This is a genomic window from Shinella sp. HY16 (assembly GCF_028534175.1).
In the GTDB taxonomy this organism is placed as follows: domain Bacteria; phylum Pseudomonadota; class Alphaproteobacteria; order Rhizobiales; family Rhizobiaceae; genus Shinella.
This window is the reverse complement of the sequence record NZ_JAHYXL010000001.1, coordinates 3,490,927-3,512,606: the sequence shown is the minus strand read 5'-3', so window position 1 is coordinate 3,512,606 and position 21,680 is coordinate 3,490,927. Positions and strand designations below refer to the sequence as shown.

18 protein-coding genes, 1 tRNA gene and 1 riboswitch are annotated in these 21,680 nt (G+C 63.3%); of the genes, 18 read left to right on the top strand and 1 reads right to left on the bottom strand.

Annotated features, from left to right (window positions below; genetic code table 11):
• Window positions 1–85: 85 nt before the first annotated feature.
• The 14 genes from K0P03_RS17325 (at window position 86) to K0P03_RS17260 (ending at window position 18,745) form a co-directional block, all read left to right on the top strand.
• Window positions 86–1,360 carry an aspartate kinase gene (locus K0P03_RS17325; protein ID WP_023513159.1) on the top strand — a complete coding sequence of 425 codons (1,275 nt, stop codon included), beginning with the start codon at window positions 86–88 and terminating at the stop codon, window positions 1,358–1,360.
• An 86-nt stretch (window positions 1,361–1,446) separates the two neighbouring features.
• Window positions 1,447–3,714 carry a phosphoenolpyruvate--protein phosphotransferase gene (ptsP, locus tag K0P03_RS17320; protein ID WP_050746067.1) on the top strand — a complete coding sequence of 756 codons (2,268 nt, stop codon included), beginning with the start codon at window positions 1,447–1,449 and terminating at the stop codon, window positions 3,712–3,714.
• A 22-nt stretch (window positions 3,715–3,736) separates the two neighbouring features.
• On the top strand, window positions 3,737–4,819 hold the full coding sequence (gene prfA, locus K0P03_RS17315; protein WP_272790199.1) for a peptide chain release factor 1: 1,083 nt from the start codon (window positions 3,737–3,739) through the stop codon (window positions 4,817–4,819).
• A complete protein-coding gene (gene prmC, locus K0P03_RS17310; RefSeq protein ID WP_272790198.1) occupies window positions 4,816–5,688 on the top strand; it encodes a peptide chain release factor N(5)-glutamine methyltransferase in 873 nt (290 codons plus the stop codon). The genes prfA and prmC overlap by 4 nt, the downstream gene beginning before the upstream one ends.
• 330 nt (window positions 5,689–6,018) lie before the next feature.
• Window positions 6,019–6,738: a DUF4167 domain-containing protein gene (locus K0P03_RS17305; protein WP_023514145.1), complete on the top strand. Its 720-nt coding sequence runs from the start codon at window positions 6,019–6,021 to the stop codon at window positions 6,736–6,738.
• A 252-nt stretch (window positions 6,739–6,990) separates the two neighbouring features.
• The gene (gene clpB, locus K0P03_RS17300; RefSeq protein WP_130517079.1) at window positions 6,991–9,597 is read left to right on the top strand and encodes an ATP-dependent chaperone ClpB; all 2,607 of its coding nucleotides are present in this window, start codon (window positions 6,991–6,993) and stop codon (window positions 9,595–9,597) included.
• A gap of 145 nt (window positions 9,598–9,742) precedes the next feature.
• Window positions 9,743–10,402: a thiamine diphosphokinase gene (locus K0P03_RS17295; protein WP_130517178.1), complete on the top strand. Its 660-nt coding sequence runs from the start codon at window positions 9,743–9,745 to the stop codon at window positions 10,400–10,402.
• A 3-nt stretch (window positions 10,403–10,405) separates the two neighbouring features.
• Window positions 10,406–12,235 carry an ABC-F family ATP-binding cassette domain-containing protein gene (locus K0P03_RS17290; RefSeq protein ID WP_272790197.1) on the top strand — a complete coding sequence of 610 codons (1,830 nt, stop codon included), beginning with the start codon at window positions 10,406–10,408 and terminating at the stop codon, window positions 12,233–12,235.
• Between the two features lie 130 nt (window positions 12,236–12,365).
• Window positions 12,366–12,611, top strand: a complete 246-nt coding sequence (locus K0P03_RS17285; RefSeq protein WP_023514141.1) for a hypothetical protein — start codon at window positions 12,366–12,368, stop codon at window positions 12,609–12,611.
• A gap of 101 nt (window positions 12,612–12,712) precedes the next feature.
• Window positions 12,713–12,790: riboswitch (SAM riboswitch) on the top strand.
• 60 nt (window positions 12,791–12,850) lie between these two features.
• On the top strand, window positions 12,851–13,774 hold the full coding sequence (gene metA, locus K0P03_RS17280; protein WP_024271116.1) for a homoserine O-acetyltransferase MetA: 924 nt from the start codon (window positions 12,851–12,853) through the stop codon (window positions 13,772–13,774).
• Between the two features lie 3 nt (window positions 13,775–13,777).
• Window positions 13,778–14,230 carry a GNAT family N-acetyltransferase gene (locus K0P03_RS17275; protein ID WP_272790196.1) on the top strand — a complete coding sequence of 151 codons (453 nt, stop codon included), beginning with the start codon at window positions 13,778–13,780 and terminating at the stop codon, window positions 14,228–14,230.
• Window positions 14,231–14,327: 97 nt separating this feature from the next.
• Entirely contained in the window at window positions 14,328–15,344 is a 1,017-nt protein-coding gene (locus tag K0P03_RS17270) for an aldose epimerase family protein (RefSeq protein WP_272790195.1), read from the top strand.
• A gap of 141 nt (window positions 15,345–15,485) precedes the next feature.
• Window positions 15,486–17,393 (top strand): methyl-accepting chemotaxis protein, encoded by a 1,908-nt coding sequence (locus K0P03_RS17265; RefSeq protein WP_272790194.1) that lies wholly within the window; start codon window positions 15,486–15,488, stop codon window positions 17,391–17,393.
• Between the two features lie 341 nt (window positions 17,394–17,734).
• Entirely contained in the window at window positions 17,735–18,745 is a 1,011-nt protein-coding gene (locus K0P03_RS17260; protein WP_050746059.1) for a helix-turn-helix domain-containing protein, read from the top strand.
• Window positions 18,746–18,816: 71 nt separating this feature from the next.
• Here the strand turns inward: K0P03_RS17260 and K0P03_RS17255 are convergent.
• Window positions 18,817–18,891: transfer RNA gene (locus K0P03_RS17255), tRNA-Gly, on the bottom strand.
• 220 nt (window positions 18,892–19,111) lie between these two features.
• On the opposite strand from K0P03_RS17255, the gene K0P03_RS17250 reads away from it, so the two are divergent.
• The 4 genes from K0P03_RS17250 to K0P03_RS17235 all read left to right on the top strand — a co-directional run bounded on the left by K0P03_RS17250 (window position 19,112) and on the right by K0P03_RS17235 (window position 21,647).
• A complete protein-coding gene (locus K0P03_RS17250) occupies window positions 19,112–19,621 on the top strand; it encodes a prolyl-tRNA synthetase associated domain-containing protein (RefSeq protein WP_024271118.1) in 510 nt (169 codons plus the stop codon).
• A gap of 57 nt (window positions 19,622–19,678) precedes the next feature.
• The gene (gene trxA / locus K0P03_RS17245; RefSeq protein ID WP_050745568.1) at window positions 19,679–20,641 is read left to right on the top strand and encodes a thioredoxin; all 963 of its coding nucleotides are present in this window, start codon (window positions 19,679–19,681) and stop codon (window positions 20,639–20,641) included.
• A 127-nt stretch (window positions 20,642–20,768) separates the two neighbouring features.
• Window positions 20,769–21,449, top strand: coding sequence for an LON peptidase substrate-binding domain-containing protein (locus K0P03_RS17240; RefSeq protein ID WP_024271119.1), 681 nt, complete (start codon window positions 20,769–20,771; stop codon window positions 21,447–21,449).
• 9 nt (window positions 21,450–21,458) lie between these two features.
• Window positions 21,459–21,647 (top strand): Trm112 family protein, encoded by a 189-nt coding sequence (locus tag K0P03_RS17235; protein ID WP_023515566.1) that lies wholly within the window; start codon window positions 21,459–21,461, stop codon window positions 21,645–21,647.
• Window positions 21,648–21,680: the final 33 nt, after the last annotated feature.

Genomic DNA, 21,680 nt, shown 5'->3' with positions numbered 1-21,680 from the left:
TTGCGCAGCGCGGGGTCTTCCGCTAAGAGACCCCGCGGTTTCTCCCGCGCGCTCGCGCGATTATTTGGAATAGCGGTATACACTCATGGCACGCATCGTGATGAAATTCGGCGGAACGTCCGTCGCTGACCTCGACCGTATCCACAATGTAGCCCGCCACGTGAAACGTGAGGTCGATGCCGGCCATGAGGTCGCGGTCGTCGTTTCGGCCATGTCCGGCAAGACGAACGAGCTCGTCGCCTGGGTGCAGAACATGCCGAAGGTCACGGGTGCCAACTCGCCCTTCTACGACGCGCGCGAATATGACGCGATCGTCGCCTCCGGTGAACTCGTCACCGCCGGCCTTCTTGCTATCGCACTCCAGTCGATGGGCATCGATGCCCGATCCTGGCAGGGCTGGCAGATCCCGATCAAGACCGACAACGCCCACGGCGCTGCTCGCATCCTCGACATCGAAGGCGCGGAAATCATTCGCCGCATGGGTACCGGCCAGGTCGCTGTCGTCGCCGGCTTCCAGGGCCTCGGCCCGGACAACCGCGTCGCGACGCTCGGCCGCGGCGGTTCGGACACGTCGGCCGTCGCCATTGCCGCTGCCGTAAAGGCGGATCGCTGCGATATCTACACCGACGTCGACGGCGTCTACACGACGGATCCGCGCATCGAGCCGAAGGCCCGCCGCCTCAAGAAGATCGCCTTCGAGGAAATGCTCGAAATGGCCTCGCTCGGGGCCAAGGTTCTGCAGGTGCGCTCGGTCGAGCTTGCCATGGTGCACAAGGTACGCACCTTCGTTCGTTCCTCTTTCGAGGATCCCGATGCGCCGGGCATGGGCGATCTTCTGAACCCGCCCGGTACGTTGATTTGTGATGAGGATGAGATCGTGGAACAGGAAGTCGTAACCGGCATCGCCTATGCCAAGGATGAAGCGCAGATCTCGCTCCGCCGCGTCGCCGACCGGCCGGGTGTGTCGGCCGCGATCTTCGGTCCGCTCGCCGAGGCGCATATCAATGTCGACATGATCGTCCAGAACATTTCCGAGGACGGCTCGAAGACCGATATGACCTTCACCGTTCCGTTCGGCGATGTGGAGAAGGCGCTCAAGGTTCTCGACGGCGCCAAGGAGAAGGTCGGCTTCGACGTGATCCAGCACGAGACGGGCCTGGTCAAGGTTTCCGTCATCGGCATCGGCATGCGCAGCCATGCGGGCGTTGCCGCCTCGGCTTTCCGCGCGCTCGCCGAGAAGGGCATCAACATCAAGGCGATCACAACGTCCGAGATCAAGATTTCCATCCTGATCGACGGTCCTTATGTTGAACTCGCCGTTCGGACTTTGCATTCCGTCTACGGTCTCGATAAGAAGTAAGGACCGGCCGACTCGGCGCCGATCCATGGGATCGCCGGCGTAGCCCGCGCCGGCGGAGTAACGTCATTTTCGGGAGACGCCACGCGATGAGAGACCTCTCCGCGGGTCCGCGCGTTCTTCTCAAGCGGCTGCGCGAACTCATGGCGGAGCCGCTTGAGCCGCAGGAGCGCCTTGACCAGATCGTGCGCCAGATCGCGCAGAACATGGTCGCGGAAGTGTGTTCCGTCTACGTGCTGCGCTCCGATGGCGTGCTCGAACTCTATGCGACCGAAGGTCTCAATCCCGGTGCCGTCCACCTTGCCCAGCTCAAGATGGGCCAGGGCCTCGTCGGCACGATTGCCGCGTCCGCGCGGCCCCTGAACCTTTCTGACGCGCAATCCCATCCCGCCTTCACATACCTGCCGGAAACGGGCGAAGAGATCTACCACTCCTTCCTCGGCGTTCCTATCTTGCGCACCGGCAGGGCGCTCGGCGTGCTTGTCGTGCAGAACAGGGCGAGCCGCACCTACCGCGAAGACGAGGTGGAGGCGCTCGAAACGACGGCGATGGTGATTGCGGAAATGGTGGCGACCGGCGAGCTGAAGAAGCTCACCAAGCCCGGCCTCGAGCTGGACCTGTCCCGCCCCGTCGCGATCGAAGGGGCGAGCTTCGGTGAGGGTATCGGTCTCGGTTATGTCGTGCTGCACGAGCCGCGCATCGTCGTCACGAATCTTTTGAACGAGGATTCCGAACACGAGCTCGGTCGCCTTGCCGAAGCGCTGGGGTCCTTGCGCATTTCCATCGACGACATGCTGTCGCGCCGCGAGGTGTCGATGGAGGGCGAGCACCGCGAGGTGCTGGAAACCTATCGCATGTTCGCGCATGACCGCGGGTGGGTGAGGAAGCTCGAAGAGGCGATCCGCAACGGCCTGACCGCGGAAGCGGCGGTCGAGCGCGTGCAGAGCGAGACCAAGGCGCGCATGATCCGCCTGACGGACCCGTACCTGCGCGAGCGCATGCACGATTTCGACGATCTCGCCAACCGGCTTCTGCGCCAGCTTACCGGCTATGGTGCGAAACTCTCGGCCAGCAGCTTCCCGAATGATGCGATCGTCGTTGCGCGCGCCATGGGGGCCGCAGAACTGCTCGATTATCCGCGGGAGAACGTGCGCGGCCTGGTGCTCGAGGAGGGCGCCGTCACCAGCCATGTGGTGATCGTCGCGCGCGCCATGGGCATTCCGGTGGTCGGCCAGGCGGCGGGTGCCGTGGCGTTGGCGGAAAACGGCGATCCGATCATCATCGATGGTGACGACGGCCGGGTGCATCTGCGACCGCTGCCGGACCTTCAGCGCTCCTATGAGGAAAAGGTGCGCTTCCGCGCCCGCAGGCAGGAGCAGTACCGGGCGCTGCGCGCTGTCGAGCCCGTCACGAAGGACGGCCGCGCGATCAATCTCCAGATGAATGCGGGTCTGCTCGTCGACCTGCCGCATCTCAATGAATCCGGCGCATCCGGAATCGGCCTTTTCCGCACTGAGCTTCAGTTCATGATCGCCTCGACCATGCCGAAGGCCGAGGAGCAGGAGTCATTCTATCGCAACGTGCTGAAACATGCCGGCGGTCGGCCGGTGACGTTCCGCACGCTCGATATCGGCGGCGACAAGGTGGTGCCTTATTTCCGCGCGGCGGAGGAAGAAAACCCGGCGCTCGGCTGGCGGGCCATCCGCCTGTCGCTCGATCGGCCGGGCCTGCTGCGCACCCAGCTGCGTGCCATGCTGCGTGCTGCGGCGGGCGCCGACCTCCGGCTGATGCTGCCGATGGTGACCGAGGTTTCCGAATTGAAGGAGGTCCGCGACCTCTTGCAGAAGGAAATCCAGCGCCAGTCGAAGATCGGCGAGCAGTTGCCGAAGAAGCTGCAGTTCGGTGCCATGCTGGAAGTGCCGGCATTGCTCTGGCAGCTCGACGAGTTGATGGCGGAGGTTGATTTCGTCTCTGTCGGCTCGAATGATCTCTTCCAGTTCGCCATGGCGGTCGACCGTGGCAATGCCCGCGTCTCCGATCGGTTCGACACGCTCGGCCGGCCGTTCCTGCGAATCCTGCGCGATATCGTGCGCGCCGGCCTGCGCAACGACACGTTGGTGACGTTGTGTGGGGAAATGGCGAGCAAGCCGATCTCGGCCATGGCGCTGCTTGGCATCGGTTTCCGCTCGGTCTCGATGTCGCCGGCAGCGATCGGCCCGGTCAAGTCGATGCTGTTGTCGCTGGATGCGGCGAAACTCGAAGCGGTGTTGACACCGGCGCTCGACGATACCAGGCCGACGGCCTCGGTCCGCCAGATCCTTACTGACTTTGCGGCCGAGCACGGCGTTCCGCTTTGAATTTTTGACGGGAGTTTGAACGGTGGCGAAGCTTCCCGTTGAAAAGATGCGTGAACTCGAGCGCCGTTTCGGCGAGATCGAGGCGCGCATGTCGGCGGGGCCGGATTCGGAGACTTATGTGCGTCTCGCCTCGGAATATTCCGAGCTCCAGCCGGTCGTGACGAAGATCCGCGAATACCAGAAGGTCAGCGATGAGATCGCCGATCTCGACGTGCTGCTTGCCGACAAGGCAACGGACCGGGAGATGCGCGACCTTGCGGAAATGGAACTGCCGGAGCTGAAGGAGCAGTTGGAAGGCCTCGAAAAGGAGATGCAGATCCTGCTTCTCCCGAAGGATGCCGCCGACGAAAAGAGCGCGATCCTCGAAATCCGCGCCGGTACCGGCGGTTCGGAAGCTGCGCTTTTCGCCGGCGATCTTTTTCGTATGTACGAGCGGTATGCCGCGGCCCATGGCTGGAAGGTGGAGGTCCTGTCTTCCAGCGAAGGCGAGGCTGGCGGTTTCAAGGAAATCATCGCGACGATCACCGGGCGTGGCGTTTTCGCCAAGTTGAAGTTCGAATCGGGCGTGCACCGCGTCCAGCGCGTTCCGGAGACGGAGGCGAGCGGGCGCATCCACACCTCGGCGGCGACCGTCGCCGTGCTGCCGGAAGCAGAAGAGATCGATATCGAGATCCGGCCGGAGGATATCCGTATCGACACGATGCGCTCGTCGGGCGCCGGTGGCCAGCACGTCAACACGACCGACTCGGCCGTGCGTATCACCCACCTGCCGACTGGCCTCATCGTGACGAGTTCGGAAAAGTCACAGCACCAGAACCGCGCCAAGGCCATGCAGGTGCTGCGCTCTCGGCTCTACGACATCGAGCGCCAGCGCGCGGAAAGCGAGCGCTCCGCCGATCGCAAGAGCCAGGTCGGTTCCGGGGACCGCTCCGAGCGTATCCGCACCTACAATTTCCCGCAGGGCCGCGTCACGGATCACCGCATCAACCTGACGCTCTACAAGCTCGACCGCATGATGGTCGGCGAGATCGACGAGGTGGTCGATGCGCTGGTCGCCGACTACCAGGCCGGCCTTCTGGCCCAGCTCGGCGAACAGGGCCGATGAGTGGTACGACGCTTGCCGAGGTCCTGGCCGCGGCGCGGCGCCGGTTGGCCGAAGCGGGGATCGTCGACGCTGCGGGCGACGCGCGAACGCTGCTTGTGGGCTTGCTGGGCCTGACGCCGACATCCTTCATAACGCGGGGTGATCAGCCTTTGGGGGAGGCCGAGCGGCAGACCATTGATGACGCGCTTGTCCGCCGCATCGCACGCGAGCCGGTCCACCGCATCCTTGGCCGCCGGGCCTTCTCGCGGCTTGATCTGGTGTTGTCGCCGGAGACGCTGGAGCCACGGCCGGATACCGAAGTCCTCGTCGATGCGCTGGTGCCGCATGCGGAACGGATCGTGCGCGAGATGGGTGGTTGCCGGATTCTCGACCTTGGAACCGGAACAGGTGCGATCTGTCTTGCCCTTCTGGATCTCGTGCCAGTGGCGACCGGGATCGGCGCCGATCTTTCGGTCGGTGCCCTTGAAACGGCGCGGCGCAATGCCGATATCAATGGCATTGCCGACCGGTTTGAGACGGTCGAGAGCGACTGGTTTGCAGCCGTGGCCGGGGTATTCGACATCATCGTGTCAAATCCCCCCTATATCGTCAGTTCCGTGGTCGAAACGCTGGACGATGAGGTCCGGCTCCACGACCCGATACTGGCACTCGATGGTGGAGACGACGGGCTCGATGCCTATCGCGCAATCGCTGCCGGCGCGGGCGTTCATCTAAAAGAAAACGGCCTGGTGGCCTACGAGATCGGCTACGACCAGAAAGACGCGGTCACGGCCATCATGCGCGAAAGCGGCTTCTCGCGGATCGACGCAATCCAGGATCTTGGCGGCAATGACCGTGTTCTTCTCTTTTCAAAGGCGGCCGCCCTGTAATTTTGCTGCACAAGCGCAGCAAATTCTGCGGCTGCAAAGAAAAGGCTTGGAATCGGGAAGGAAGCGGGCTAGGTTGCGGGCACGCACTGGGCAAGCGGTCATGACACAAAGGATTCGTTCCTGCATGACCCGATCGCGAGGATTGCTCTCTCGAAGAGTTGCTAGGGTTGAAGACTGCCTAGTGCGGGTACCTGTTAATTTGACGTCTTACGGCGACAGGACCACCGACCGGCGTGGTTTGCCCGCGGGTAAGGACGCTTGATCTGGCATGGCCTGATCAAGCGTGCAGACACATGATCATCAAGACACGATACGTTAGGTGAGTGACATATGAGGCCAGGACAGCAAAACAAGCGCGGCCGCGGGCGTAACAACAACAATAATAACAACAATAACAATAACAACAATAACCACCGCAAGGGTGGCAATCCCCTGACGAGGACCTACGACAGTTCGGGTCCGGACGTGAAGATCAGGGGCACTGCCCAGCATATCGCCGAGAAATATTCAGCGCTTGCCCGGGACGCCCAGAGCGCCGGCGACCGCGTCATGGCGGAAAATTATCTGCAGCATGCCGAACACTACAACCGCATCATCGCAGCCGCTCAGGCGCAGATGCAGGAGCGCTTCCCGCGGGATGAGCGTTCGGACAATGCCGAGCGGACCGACTTCAATGACCGCGATGGTTTCGACCGGGATTCCGACGAATTCGATTCGGCGCCTGTCGATGAGCCCGCACCCGTTGCCGTCGCTGCGCCGGCTCCGGTCGCCAAGGCTCCTGTTGCCAAGGCCCCTGCCGCCAAGGCCCCTGTCGCCGTCGAGCAGCCCGTTATCGATGGCACCGGCCCGCAGCCGGTGATCGAGGGTACGCCGGCTGAAGTTTCGCTCGAAGACGAAGCTGCAGCGCCTGCCACGGGCCGCGCGCCAGCCCGTCGCCGCAGCACGCCCCGCCCGCGCCGTCCGCGCCGCGGCGAGGCCGAGGCTGAGGCTGCCGGTGAGGGCGCACAGCCCGCCGGTGATGCCGCTCCGGCTCTCGAAGCCTCGGAATAACGGCGTTTCGATACGGTAGAGGAACCCGGCCCCGTGCCGGGTTCTTGCGTTTTGCAAGGCGCCTGCGAAAAATCTCGACCGGCGGCCAGACGCTCCCTTTAATTCGGAAAAACCTCCACCATATTCGCTTCAGGCGATTGACCGGTCGCAAGGCCGGGCGGGTCGCATGTATGAAAGGTTCGCCTTGATGGGAGCCTTATCCTGAATCATCGACCGGTGCCTTGATGGGCCGGCCGAGTCCTGGAGGTAATGATGAACATTGAAAAATACTCCGAACGCGTTCGCGGTTTCCTGCAATCCGCCCAGACAAAGGCGCTTGCCGACGGCAACCCGCAGTTCACGCCCGAACACGTCCTGAAAGTGCTGCTCGACGACGACCAGGGCATGGCAACATCTCTGATCGAGCGTGCCGGCGGCAATGCGCGCGAAGCGCGGATCGCCAACGACGCCGCCCTTGCCAAGCAGCCGAAGGTGTCCGGCGGCAACGGTCAGGTCTATCTCTCCCAGCCGCTTGCAAAGGTATTCTCCACCGCCGAAGAGGCCGCGAAGAAGGCCGGCGACAGTTTTGTCACCGTCGAGCGCCTGCTTCTGGCACTTGCGATCGAAAAATCCGCGGCGACGTCCGAGATTCTTGCCAAGGCCGGTGTCACGGCGACCAAGCTCAACCAGGTCATCAACGACATCCGCAAGGGGCGCACCGCCGATACGGCGAGTGCGGAGCAGGGTTTCGATTCGCTCAAAAAGTTCGCCCGTGACCTCACCGCCGATGCGCGCGAAGGCCGGCTCGACCCCGTCATTGGCCGCGACGATGAAATCCGCCGCACGATCCAGGTCCTGTCGCGCCGCACGAAGAACAATCCCGTCCTCATCGGTGAACCCGGCGTCGGCAAGACGGCGATCGCCGAGGGTCTTGCCTTGCGCATCGTCAACGGCGATGTGCCGGAGAGCCTCAAGGACAAGAAGCTGATGGCGCTCGATATGGGCGCGCTGATCGCCGGTGCGAAGTATCGCGGCGAGTTCGAGGAGCGTCTGAAGGCTGTCCTTGCCGAAGTGCAGGCGGAAGACGGCGAGATCATCCTGTTCATTGACGAGATGCACACGCTTGTCGGCGCCGGCAAGGCGGATGGGGCGATGGACGCCTCCAACCTGCTGAAGCCCGCGCTTGCCCGCGGTGAACTGCACTGCGTCGGTGCGACCACGCTCGATGAATACCGCAAGCACGTCGAAAAGGACGCGGCCCTTGCCCGTCGGTTCCAGCCCGTGATGGTGGACGAGCCGACTGTCGAGGACACGATCTCGATCCTGCGCGGCCTGAAGGAGAAGTACGAGCAGCACCACAAGGTCCGGATTTCCGATTCGGCTCTCGTTGCCGCCGCCACCCTTTCCAACCGCTACATCACGGATCGCTTCCTGCCGGACAAGGCGATCGACCTGATGGACGAAGCCGCTTCGCGCCTGCGCATGCAGGTCGATTCCAAGCCGGAAGAGCTCGACGAACTCGACCGCCGCATCATCCAGCTGAAGATCGAGCGCGAAGCCCTGAAGAAGGAAACCGACCGCTCGTCGCAGGATCGGCTCGAAAAGCTCGAGATCGACCTTGCCGCGCTGGAAGAGGAAGCCTCCGCGCTCACTGCACGTTGGCAGGCGGAAAAGTCGAAACTCGGCCGCGCCGCCGACCTCAAGCGCCAGCTCGACGAGCTGCGCAACGAACTCGCCATTGCGCAGCGCAAGGGTGAATTCCAGCGCGCCGGCGAGCTCGCCTACGGCATCATCCCGAAGCTCGAAAAGGAACTGGAGGAGGCTGAAGGTCGCGATGCCGGTGATGTCGATCCGATGGTGCAGGAGGTCGTGACCCCCGACAACATCGCCCATGTGGTCTCCCGCTGGACGGGCATTCCCGTGGACAAGATGCTGGAGGGCGAGCGCGACAAGCTCCTGCGCATGGAGGACGAACTCGGCAAGTGGGTCGTCGGGCAGGGCGACGCCGTTCAGGCAGTCTCCCGTGCCGTGCGTCGCGCGCGTGCCGGCCTTCAGGATCCGAACCGGCCGATCGGCTCGTTCATCTTCCTCGGCCCGACCGGCGTCGGCAAGACGGAGTTGACCAAGGCGCTCGCCCGCTTCCTCTTCGACGACGAGACGGCGATCCAGCGCATGGACATGTCGGAATACATGGAGAAGCACTCGGTGGCCCGGCTGATCGGCGCGCCTCCCGGTTATGTCGGCTATGAGGAAGGCGGTGCGCTCACCGAATCCGTTCGCCGCCGGCCTTATCAGGTCGTGCTGTTCGACGAGATCGAGAAGGCGCATCCTGACGTCTTCAACGTGCTCCTGCAGGTCCTCGACGACGGCCGTTTGACCGATGGCCAGGGCCGCACCGTGGACTTCCGCAACACGATGATCATCATGACCTCCAATCTCGGCGCGGAATATCTTACCGCGCTCGGCGAGAACGAGGACAGTGACAGCGTGCGCGACCAGGTCATGGATGTGGTGAAGATGGCATTCCGGCCTGAGTTCCTGAACCGGGTGGACGAGATCATCCTGTTCCATCGCCTCAAGCGGTCGGAAATGGGCGCGATCGTCGATATCCAGCTGGCCCGGCTGCGCAAGCTCCTGGTCGATCGCAAGATCGTTCTCGACCTTGACGAGGAGGCTGTGCACTGGCTGGCCGAAAAGGGGTATGATCCGGTCTATGGTGCACGCCCCCTGAAGCGCGCGATCCAGAAGCATCTTCAGGATCCGTTGGCGGAAAAGATCCTCGCCGGCGACATCCCCGACGGTTCGACCGTCAAGGTGACCGCCGGTTCCGACCGGCTGCTCTTCTCCCCGCGGGGTGCCGCGGTGAGCAACGCCGCCTGATACGGCTACGATCCTTATAAAGACGAAGCGCGGGTTCTGCCCGCGCTTCTTGCGTTTCGTGTCCCTCCTGCCGGCTGTTCCCTGTCTTCGAATGCAAAATCTTTCCCTTTATGGGGAACATGCGCTAAGGGCATCAGCCATGACCATGCCGGTATCAACAGACCCGAAATTCGTCGTCCTTCTAGGAGGCGCACTCGCCGTGACGCCGCGTCTTCGCGCGGACGTGGCGGGCGCGCGCGTTATTGCGGCGGATGGCGGCATGCGGCACGCGCAAAGCCTCGGCGTTGTGCCCGAACTCTGGGTGGGCGATTTCGATTCGACCTCGCCGGAGCTTGTCGCCGCCTGGCCGCAGGTCGAGCGCCAGCCCTATCCCGCTGCCAAGAACGAAACCGACGGGGCGCTTGCCGTTGCGGTCGCGACCGAGCGCGGGGCGCATACTATCCTGCTTGCCGGCGCACTCGGCGGGGAGCGCAGCGACCATGCGCTGATGCATCTCCTGCACGCCGTCTTCCTGGAAGAGCAGGGCTCTACCATCAAGCTCACGTCGGGCGAGGAGGAGGCCTGGCCACTGCTGCCGGGCCGCCGCGCCATCGATCTTCCGAAAGGCAGCCTCTTCTCCATTCTCGGCCTTGCCCCGCTTTCGGGCCTCACCATCGACAATGCGCGCTATCCGCTGAAGGACTTTTCGCTGCCCTTCGGTTCGTCGCGCACCATTTCCAATGTGGCGGAAGGTCCGATCCGCCTTTCGCTTGCGACCGGCCGCGCCATTCTCATTGCCCGGCCCTACGACCTTTCAGGAGCCTGACCCTTGGCACCGCCTATTCTCAAACTCGACGACATTTTCCTCAGCTTCGGCGGCACGCCGCTGCTTGCCGGCGCCAGCCTGCAGGTGGAGCCGGGCGACCGCATCTCTCTCGTCGGCCGCAACGGTTCGGGCAAGTCGACGCTGATGAAGATCGCCGCAGGCCTTGCCGAAGCGCAGTCCGGCGAGGTCTTCCGCCATCCTTCCGCGACGATCCGTTACCTGCACCAGGCGCCGGATTTCGATGGCTACGACACGGTTGCGGCCTATGCGGAGGCGGGCCTCGGGCCGAGTGACGATCCCTACCGCGTCACCTACCTGCTCGAACATCTGGGGCTCAACGGCAGCGAGGATCCCAAGTCGCTGTCGGGCGGCGAGGCGCGCCGGGCGGCGCTGGCCCGGGTGATGGCGCCCGAACCGGATATTCTCCTCCTCGACGAGCCGACCAACCATCTCGACCTTCCGACCATCGAATGGCTGGAAGGCGAGTTGCAGTCGACCCGCTCGGCCCTCGTCGTCATCTCGCACGACCGTCGTTTCCTCGAAAAGGTGTCCAACGCCACCGTCTGGCTCGATCGTGGCCAGTCGCGGCGGCTCAACCGCGGCTTCGGTCATTTCGAGGCCTGGCGCGACGAGGTGCTGGAGGCCGAGGAGCTGGAGCAGCACAAGCTGGGCAAGGCGATCGAGCGCGAGGAGCACTGGCTGCGTTACGGTGTTACCGCCCGGCGCAAGCGCAACATGCGCCGCCTCGGTGCGCTTCACGATCTGCGTGCCCGCTATCGCGGCCACAAGGGGCCACAGGGGAGCGTACAGGCCAGCGCTTCCGATGCGCAGGAATCCGGCAAGCTGGTCATCGAGGCGGAAAAGATCACCAAGACCTATGGCGAGCGCACAATTGTCGCGCCGTTCTCTATCCGCGTCCACCGCGGCGACTGTATCGGTCTCGTCGGCCCGAACGGTGCGGGCAAGACGACGCTGCTCAAGATGCTCACCGGCGCGCTCGAGCCCGACAGCGGCACGGTGAAACTCGGCACGAACCTGGAAATCGCCACGCTCGACCAGCGTCGCGAGGACCTGAATCTCGACGACACGCTTGCCCATTATCTCACGGACGGGCGCGGCGAGACGCTGCTCGTCAACGGCGAGCAGCGGCACGTCACCGGCTACATGAAGGAGTTTCTGTTCCAGCCCGAGCAGGCCCGCACACCCATCCGCAACCTTTCAGGCGGTGAGCGTGCGCGCCTGATGCTGGCACGCATCCTGTCGCGGCCGACGAACCTGCTCATCCTCGACGAGCCGACCAACGACCTCGACATCGAGACGCTCGACCTGTTGCAGGAAATCGTCGCCGGTTTTGCCGGCACGGTGCTGCTCGTCAGCCACGACCGCGACTTCCTCGACCGCACCGTAACCTCGACCATCGCGCCGGCCGACCCGGAAAACCCGGATGGCCGCTGGATCGAATATGCCGGCGGCTATTCCGACATGATGGCGCAGCGTCGCGGCGCAATCGAGGAGAAACGCAAGGCGGAAAAGGCCGAGAAGGCGAGGGCCGCCGAGACGTCATCCGCCGCGGCCCCGGCGGAAAGCAAGGGTAAGGCAAAGCTCTCTTACAAGCAGAAATTCGCCCTCGAGAACCTGCCGAAGGAAATGGAGAAGGCGGAGAAGGAGATCGCCGCGCGCGAGGCGAAGATGGCCGACCCGGCCCTCTTCACCAAGGATCCCGCCACCTTCAACAAGCTGGCGGCGGAGATGGAGAAGCTGCGCCATTCGCTGACGGCGATGGAAGAGGAATGGCTGGAGCTGGAGATGCTGCGCGAGGAGCTGGAGGGCTAGGAAACCTTGAAATCAGGGATGTCGGCGCCGTGTTCCATCCGAAACAGCGCCGCGTCCGGGCCTATGAGACAGTCTGATCACTGGATGAGAGGAGTTCATCCTGTAACCCGAAAGAGATCAGGAGAGTCCCATGCGCAAGTTCATCATCTCGGCCGTCGTCGCCGTCGTCGCAGCCGTTTCCTTCGCCGCCCCGTCCGAGGCCGGTTACTATGGCTACGGCCACAAGAGCTACGGCTGGAAGAGCTATGGCCACGGCCACCACGGCTACAGGAAGCACTATCGCGTCAAGCGCCACTATGGCCACTATGGCCATCGCTGGGGCGGCGACTGGGGCGGCAAAGTCTACTACAAGAAGCGCTACTACAGCTACTACTGAGCTGCCCGACTTCTCTCAAGCAGCAAGGCCTGGATGCCAGCCGCATCCGGGCCTTGCCCGTTTCCGGGCATGGATTGATTCGTGGCGCAAGGAGCGCTATTTAAACGCCTCGTGGTGATTTGGCCGGCCGGCTTGCAGCCACGTTAAACAAGTCGCTAAAGGGCCGCGCGAGGAAAAACCTTCCGTGGGCCGGTTGCGACACTGTTGCGGCCGGTTTTTGTTTTTCGATCGAGTGACACATGCCCATCAAGATTCCCGATACGCTCCCCGCCTTCGAAACCCTCGTTCACGAGGGCGTGCGGGTGATGACCGAGACGGTGGCGATCCGGCAGGATATCCGCCCCTTGCAGATCGGGCTTCTCAATCTCATGCCGAACAAGATCAAGACGGAAGTGCAGATGGCGCGCCTCGTCGGCGCCTCGCCGCTGCAGGTCGAGCTGTCGCTGGTGCGCGTCGGCGGCCACCGGGCGAAGAACACGTCGGAAGAACACCTGCTTGCCTTCTACGACACGTGGGAAGAGGTGCGGCATCGCAAGTTCGACGGTTTCATCATCACCGGCGCGCCGATCGAGCTGCTGGATTATGAGGACGTCACCTATTGGGACGAGATGAAGCAGATCCTCGACTGGACGAAGACCAATGTCCACTCGACGCTGAATGTCTGCTGGGGCGCCATGGCGGCGATCTACCATTTCCACGGCGTGCCGAAGCACACGCTGGAGGAAAAGGCCTTCGGCGTCTACCGTCATCACAATCGCAAGCCTTCCTCGGTCTATCTCAACGGCTTCTCCGATAATTTCGAGGTGCCGGTCTCGCGCTGGACGGAGATCCGCATCGAGGATATCCGGGCGGTGCCGGAGCTCGACATCCTGCTTGATTCCGACGAGACGGGTGTCTGCCTCGTGCGGGAGCAGGCTGGAAACCGCCTCTACATCTTCAACCATGTGGAATATGATTCCACCTCGCTCGCCGACGAATATTTCCGCGATGTCTCGGCCGGTGTGCCGATCAAGCTGCCGAAGAACTATTTCCCGCACAACGATCCGTCGTTGCCGCCGCAGAACCGCTGGCGCGGCCATGCACATCTGCTCTTCGGCAACTGGATCAATGAAATCTACCAGACCACGTCCTATGACCTGGAAAAGATCGGAACAGGAGCCTGACCCATGAGCGGTGTCGTCATTCGCCCATTGCACAAGGATGATGAAGGCGAATGGCGGCGCCTGTGGACCGCCTATCTCGCATTCTACGAGACGGTGCTGCCGGAAGAGATCTACGCTTCCACCTTTGCCCGGCTGACGGGCGAGGGGGCGGAGGGCGAATATCGCGGCCTCCTCGCCACGCTCGACGGCAAGCCCGTGGGCCTTGCGCATTACCTGTTCCACCGCTCCTGCTGGACGGTCGGCAATGTCTGCTACCTGCAGGACCTTTTCGCCGATCCTGGCGTGCGCGGCTCCGGCATCGGCCGGGCGCTGATCGAGGGCGTCTATGCCAAGGCGAGGGAAGCAGGCTCGCCCGAGGTCTACTGGATGACGCAGGAGTTCAATGCGACGGCGCGCCAGCTCTATGATCGCATCGCCGACAAGACACCCTTCATCATCTACCAGAAGTCCTTCTGAGCAGGGTGACAGAAAAGTCATACTTTTCGATTGCGAATGGAGGGGAATTGCAGCAGGTTGCCACGCGAGACCGGGCGACCAGCGGAGGAGAGCGGGTGTGGGCAGCCGAAATGAAATCTTCGGGCGATTGGAGAACGGCGAACCGGTCGAGCGCATCCGTCTAGTCGGCGGCGGTCTGACGGCGCGTGTCCTCACCTGGGGCGCCGTCATTCAGGATCTGCGGCTCGAAGGGCATCCCGCGCCACTGGTTCTCGGTTTCGAGGACCTTGCCGGCTATCTCGACCACTCGCCCTATTTCGGGGCGACGCCCGGTCGTTGCGCCAACCGTATCAAGGGTGGGCGCTTCTCGATCGACGGCGTGGATTTCCGGCTTGAATGCAACGAAGGTGGCGTCACCCATCTGCACGGCGGTAGCGATGGCATCGCCCGGCAGAACTGGCAGATTGCCGCACAAGGTCCGGATTTCGTCACCCTGTCGATGATCGATCCAGCCGGCCGCGCAGGCTATCCCGGCACCTGTGCCATTTCCTGCACTTACCGGCTAGCCGGTGGCGGCGTGCTCTCCGTCGTCTACGAAGCGACGACGGATGCGCCGACCCCCGTCAACCTCTGCCAGCACAGCTATTTCAACCTCGACGGCGGGGCAGATGCGCTCGGCCATGAGATTCGTCTTGCGGCGGAGCACTACCTGCCCGTTGACGAAAGGTTGATACCGACCGGTGACGTCCGCCCGGTCGCCGGCACGCCCTTCGATCTGCGGCAATGGACGCCGCTGGACCGGCAGACGCAGGACGGCGGGATCGCCTTCGACCACAATTTCTGCCTCTCGTCTGAGCGGCAGGCGAAACGGCCGGTGATCGAGGTCCGCAGTCCGCAGTCCGGTGTTTCGCTGGGGGTGCTGACCACCGAGCCGGGTGTGCAGCTCTATAGCGGTGCCCATGTCGCCCCGGCCGCCCCGGGGCTGGAGGGCCGCCGCTACGGGGCTTTCGCCGGTTTCTGCCTCGAAACCCAGGTCTGGCCGGATGCCGTCAACCATGGCCATTTCCCGAATGCCGTTCTCCGGCCCGGCGAAACGTTGCGGCAGGAGACGGATTACATCTTCCGCAAGGGGTGAAATCCTAGATTGTGGTGCCGGAAGGCAACAAAATCGAAACCTTTGTGCCTGAAAAACCAATCTCAGGACCCGGCATGATGCGGGGTTGTGCGGGATTGAACGCGCCAGGACAGCGCCGGTCGCCCTCGGGGGACGTTGTCCATGAAAATCTCGGATCTCTCCATTTCCAGAAAAGTTGGTCTTCTCGTGCTGTTGATGGGCATCGCCGCCGGCACGATCGCTGCTGTCGGAGGCGGGGGTCTGCGGGCACTCGGCGCGGCGTTTCAGGACACCGGCGGACGGGAAGAAGTGGCGCGGGAAGCCATGGACCTGCGCATCGACGTCATCGCGATCAGCCGCATGACCTACCAACTGGCGCTTGCACCGGAAAAGGCCGCAGACTTTGCTGCCGAGACGGAAAAGCGCGCCAAGGAAATGCTGGACCGCCTGCCGAAGATCGCCTCGACGGCTGATGCCGAGGAGGCGAAGCTGCTCGATGGCGTGCGCGCATCGCTGGCGCCCTATTTCGAAGATATCCGGGCCATGGTGGCCGTTGCCGGCTCGCCGCAGGGCCAGGACCGTGCCGTCATGCTTGCCGCGCTCGACAAGGCGCTGGAGGGGCAGAAGGCCGTTACCGTTGCGCTCAAGCTCTACACTACCCATTCGGGCGAAACGCTTTCGCAATCGCGCGCCGATGCCATCGCGCGCTCGACGACGACGCAGGTCGTGCTTCTGGCCACTGCCTTCATCTGTATCGTCGCGGGTATGCTGCTCAGCACGCTGCTCGCCCGCACCGGCATCGTCCGCCCGATCCAGCTTCTGACCGGCGTGATGTCCAATCTTGCGGCCGGCAAGCTTGACGACGCCATTCCCTGCACGGAGCGCAAGGACGAGATCGGCGCCATGGCGCGCACGCTCGATGTCTTCCGCGCCAACGAAGCGCATATGCGCGAGATGGAGGCGCAGGAAGCTGCCCTGCAGACACAGAGCAGGGACCTGCAGTCGAATATCAGCACGATCGTGGCCGCCGCCGCCGCGGGCGACTTCACCCGCCGCATCACCAAGGCCTATGAGGACGAGGACCTTCGCCGCTTCGCCGCCGGTGTCAACGAACTGGTCGAGAATGTCGACCGGGGCGTCAGCGAAGTGCGCCGCGTGATCGCCTCGCTCTCCCATGCCGACCTGACGCAGGAAATGGCCGGCCATTTCCAGGGCGATTTCGCGGAGCTCCAGGCGAATGTCAACGGCGCCATGCTGACGCTGCGCAGCACGATGACAGGCATCCTCTCCACTGCCGGCACCATTACCGGCAATTCACGCGAGCTTTCGGCCGCCGCTGACCAGCTCGCCCATCGCACGGAGCAGCAGGCGGCCTCGCTGGAGGAAACCGCTGCCGCGCTCGAGGAAATCACCACGACGGTGAAGACCTCGACGACCCGTGCGCTCGAAGCCTCCGAGATCGTGCGCGAGACCAAGCACAGCGCGGAAAAGTCCGGCGGCATCGTGCAGGACGCCATCGATGCCATGGGGCGCATCGAGCAGTCGTCGCAGAAGATCAACCAGATCATCTCCGTCATCGACGAGATCGCCTTCCAGACGAACCTCCTGGCGCTGAACGCCGGCGTCGAGGCTGCCCGTGCGGGCGAGGCAGGCCGCGGCTTTGCGGTCGTCGCCCAGGAAGTGCGCGAGCTTGCCCAGCGCTCGGCCAATGCTGCCAAGGAGATCAAGACGCTGATCAACGCTTCGGCGGGCGAGGTGAAGGGTGGCGTGGCGCTGGTGCTGTCGACCGGTGACGTGCTCTCGGAAATCAAGGACCTCGTCAACCGCGTCAACGACCATGTCGTCTCGATTACCCGGGCGGCACAAGAACAGTCTGCGGCGCTCGGCGAGATCAACACGGCCGTCAACCAGATGGACCAGATGACCCAGCAGAACGCTGCGATGGTGGAGGAGACGACGGCGGCGAGCCAGGTGCTTGCCAACGAAGCCGCCCAGCTCCAGGCTGCGCTCTCGCAATTCCACATCGGCGACGGCCGCGACAGCGCCACCTACCAGCGCCGAGCCGCGTAAGGTCTTTCCGTATCACACGCCCAAGGGCCAGCGACCGGGATCGGTCCTGGCCCTTTGTCCTTGTCGGGGCGCTGGACGGCTTCTTCAGGCCGTCCCAGAGGGCACTGCTCGTGTTTTTTGCGTTCGGCGTGATGCTCGTCCACATGTTTCCTGTGCACTGGCTCGGTGGGCCGGAAACAGGGAAAGAGCGGATATCGAAACCTCGGCTTGCAGACCCACCGGTCGGCAAATCCACGCCACGATCGCACCTTCGTCGTGTCCTCAATCGCGTTTGAGGTCGCCCTTGACCGCGATTGGCATCATGATGATCGCCAACAACGCCAACGGATTCGTGCTGCCCCGTGCTCTTTGTTCCCCTGCCTTTCGTCGTCGCCCTCCTGCTCCTCTCCCGCTTCGTCGCGCTCCTGCGCCAGCAGGATGGCGGCAATCGGCCGTTCCTGGCCTTGATCGCCCTCTGCATCCTGCAGTCGGTCGCCGTCGGCCTGCGCTGGGGCTATGATGTGTCGGCGGCGCGATATGTCCTGCCCGTGCTGGCGGGTGGCCTGCCGCCGCTGGTGCTGGCGAGCTTTCAGAGCTTGATCCACCGCGACCGGGCGGAGATTCCCTGGCTCAATGCTGCGCCGCCGGTGCTCATCCTCGCCCTTCTGGTGTTTGCGCCCTATCTCATCGATGGCGCACTCGTCGTCATCTTCGTTGGCTATGCCATCATCCTGCTGCGGCTCGCCTATGCCGGGCCCGACGGGTTGGACGAGGCGCGGCTCGATGGCGCAGCCGGCGCCCACAAGGCGCTTCTGATTGCTGCGGGTTCACTTTGCCTCTCTGCCTCTTTCGATATTGCCGTACTGCTCGATTTCGAATGGAGCCGGGGCGAGAACGTGCCGATGCTCGTCGGCAATGCCAATCTGCTCGTCCTCTTCCTTGTCGGTGTCACTGCGACGGTCGCAGCACGCGCCCATGCCCTGCCATCTGTTCCCGAGGAAAGGGACGAGGGGAGCGGGACGAACGAGCGGGACCGAGACGTGATGGAGCGGATTGATCGGCTTCTCTCGGAGCAGAAACTGTTCCGTGACGAAAATCTGACGCTTGCGCGCCTTGCCCGACGGGCGAGCGTTCCGGCCCGGCAGATTTCCGGTGCGATCAACCGTCTGACCGGCAGGAATGTCTCGCAATACATCAATGATTTCCGCATCGCCGAGGCCTGCCGGCTGCTGCGCGACACCGATATGCCGGTGATTTCGGCCATGCTCGAATCAGGCTTCCAGACCAAATCGAACTTTAATCGAGAATTCCGTCGGGTCACCGCCCGCAGCCCCGCCACCTGGCGCGCCGAAAACCGGCCACCATCGCCGTGAGCCAGCTGACATTCTCATTGGGAAAAACACAAAAGCCTCGGCGAGCCGAGGCTTTGGACCATTTGGAAGAATGGAGCGGGTGAAGCGATTCGAACGCTCGACCCCAACCTTGGCAAGGTTGTGCTCTACCCCTGAGCTACACCCGCTCATTGTCGACGGCCTGGGGTAGTTGGTGGCCGAAGGTCGCTGCGTTGCGGCGACGGCCGGTATATGGCCCAAGGGATTTTCAAATGCAACAGGGAAATGTCAGATTTTGCAGAAAAAAATGCTGAGGCTTTCAAAGTCCCGGATTTTCAGGCGGTTGCGCTTGTGCGGTCGAAGCCCTATCAGCGGATGGACATCAATTGAGCCGGGGCAGGCAGGAAAATGACCGAAGCGCAGCCGAAGACCGACAGGGATCTCTTCCAGTTTCTCGACGATCTGGGCATTGCCCACAGCACGAAGGAGCACGCGCCGGTCTTCACCGTCGCCGAATCGGTGGCGCTGCGTGATGAAATTCCCGGCGGCCATACGAAAAACCTCTTCGTGAAGGACAAGAAGGACAATTATTTCCTGATGACCGTCGAGGAGCACGCGACGGTGGACCTGAAGACCGTGCATTCGGTCATCGGCGCCGCGAGCCGCGTCTCCTTCGGCAAGCCGGAGAAGCTGATGGAGTATCTCGGGGTCATTCCCGGCGCCGTGACTGCCTTCGGGGTGATCAACGACACGGCCGGCAAGGTGAAGATCATCATCGATGCGGACCTGATGGCTTTCGACACGATCAACGGCCACCCGCTGCGCAACGATGCGACGACCTCGATCGGCTCGAAGGATCTCCTGCGCTTCATCGAGGCGACCGGCCACGAGCCGCTTGTCTTGAAAGTCACGGCCTGACATACGATCTGGGGCACAGACACGACATCGAGGCGCTTGGCGCCACAGGAGAGACCCATGAGTGCAGGCGACAACCCCTACGCATCGTCCTATGGCGGCCAGATGAACGTCTCGGCGAGCTTTGGCGGCGCGGCACCGGCGGATGATCTCATCAAGGACACGACGACGGCGAATTTTTCGCGCGACGTGCTGGAGGCCTCGCGCCAGCAGCCCGTTCTCGTCGATTTCTGGGCGCCCTGGTGCGGTCCGTGCAAGCAGCTCCAGCCGATCATCGAGAAGGTTGTGCGGGAAAGCGCTGGCCGCGTGAAGCTCGTCAAGCTCAACATCGACGACCATCCCTCCATTCCCGGCCAGCTCGGTATCCAGTCGATCCCGGCGGTCGTCGCCTTCGTTGGCGGGCGCCCGGTCGATGGCTTCATGGGTGCTGTGCCGGAAAGCCAGATCCGCGACTTTATCGACAAGGTCGCAGGTCCCGCCGGCGCCGACGAGAAGGCCGAGATCGAGGCGCTGCTCGCCGAGGCGAAGACCCTGTTCGATGCAGGCGATCTTGCCGGCGCGGCCGATCTCTACGGCGCGCTCCTGCAGGCCGATCCGGAGAATCCGGCTGCCCTTGCCGGCATCGCGGAATGCATGATCGCTGCCGGCCAGCCGGAAAATGCCCGGCAGATCCTCGGCAACCTGCCGGAGGCCGTCGCGGCCGATCCGGCGGTTGCGGCCGTGCTGAAGAAGCTCGACCAGATCGAGGAGGCGCGCAAGCTCGGCGATCCGGCCGCGCTCGAGCAGGCGTTGGCGCTTGATCCGGATGACCATGCGGCACGGCTGAAGCTCGCCAAGATCCGCAATGTCGAGGGTGACCGGCAGGCGGCGGCCGATCATCTGCTTCTCGTCATGAAGCGCGATCGCACCTTCGACGATGATGGCGCGCGCCGCGAGCTTCTGCAGTTCTTCGATGTCTGGGGTCCGAAGGATCCGGCGACGATCGCTGCCCGGCGCAAGCTGTCGTCGATCCTGTTTTCCTGAGGCATTTTCCGGGAGAACGGTGTGGCATCCCTTGAGAAATGCCACGCCTACCCCACATTCGGGAAGAAGCGCGTTGACGGGCGGCGAAGACGGATCGCCACGTCGCGCGCAATGGGAAGGCACTGCCATGCATGTGGGAAATGCACGTTATCTGAAGCCGGAGGACCTGCCTGAGGCCATCCCCGTCTTTCCGTTGACGGGTGCTCTTCTTTTGCCCGGCGGGCAGTTGCCGCTCAACATCTTCGAGCCGCGCTACCTCTCCATGTTCGACGACGTGCTCGCCACGCACCGGTTGATCGGCATGGTGCAGCCCGTCTTCGGTGCTGATCGCACGGATGATGCCGCAACCGACACGCCGGACCTTTGCCAGGTCGGCTGCATCGGCCGCATCACGTCCTTTGCCGAGACGGGAGACGGGCGTTACATCGTCTCGCTCACCGGCGTCTGCCGCTATCGCCTGCTGGAGGAACTGCGCGGCGACAAGTCCTATCGCAGCTTCCATATCGCTCCCTTCATCGCGGACCTTTCGGGACGCGACGACGAGCAGAGCGTCGATCGCGAAGCCCTGCTCGCTGCCTTCAAGGCCTATCTCGACGCCAACAAGCTGGAGGCCGACTGGGAGAGCGTGGAGCGGGCGAGCAATGCGACGCTGGTCAATTCCATGGCGATGATGTCGCCCTATGGACCTGCTGAAAAGCAGGCACTGCTGGAGGCACCGGATTTGAAGACGCGGGCGGAAACGCTGATCGCCATTACCGAAATCGTGCTGGCGCGCAGCTACGGCGACGTCGATACGATGCTGCAATAGGCCTGTGCGATGAACGTCAGCACCAGTCGTGTCGATCCCAAATTGCTCGAGCTTCTCGTTTGCCCGCTGACCAAGGGCCGGTTGACCTATGATGCGGCTGCGGGCGAGCTCGTTTCCGAAAAGGCCAAGCTCGCCTATCCGATCCGCGACGGTATTCCGATCATGCTGATTTCTGAGGCGCGGGAAATCAAGGATTAGGCCGCAGACAGAGCCCGATCATATCTTCTTCGT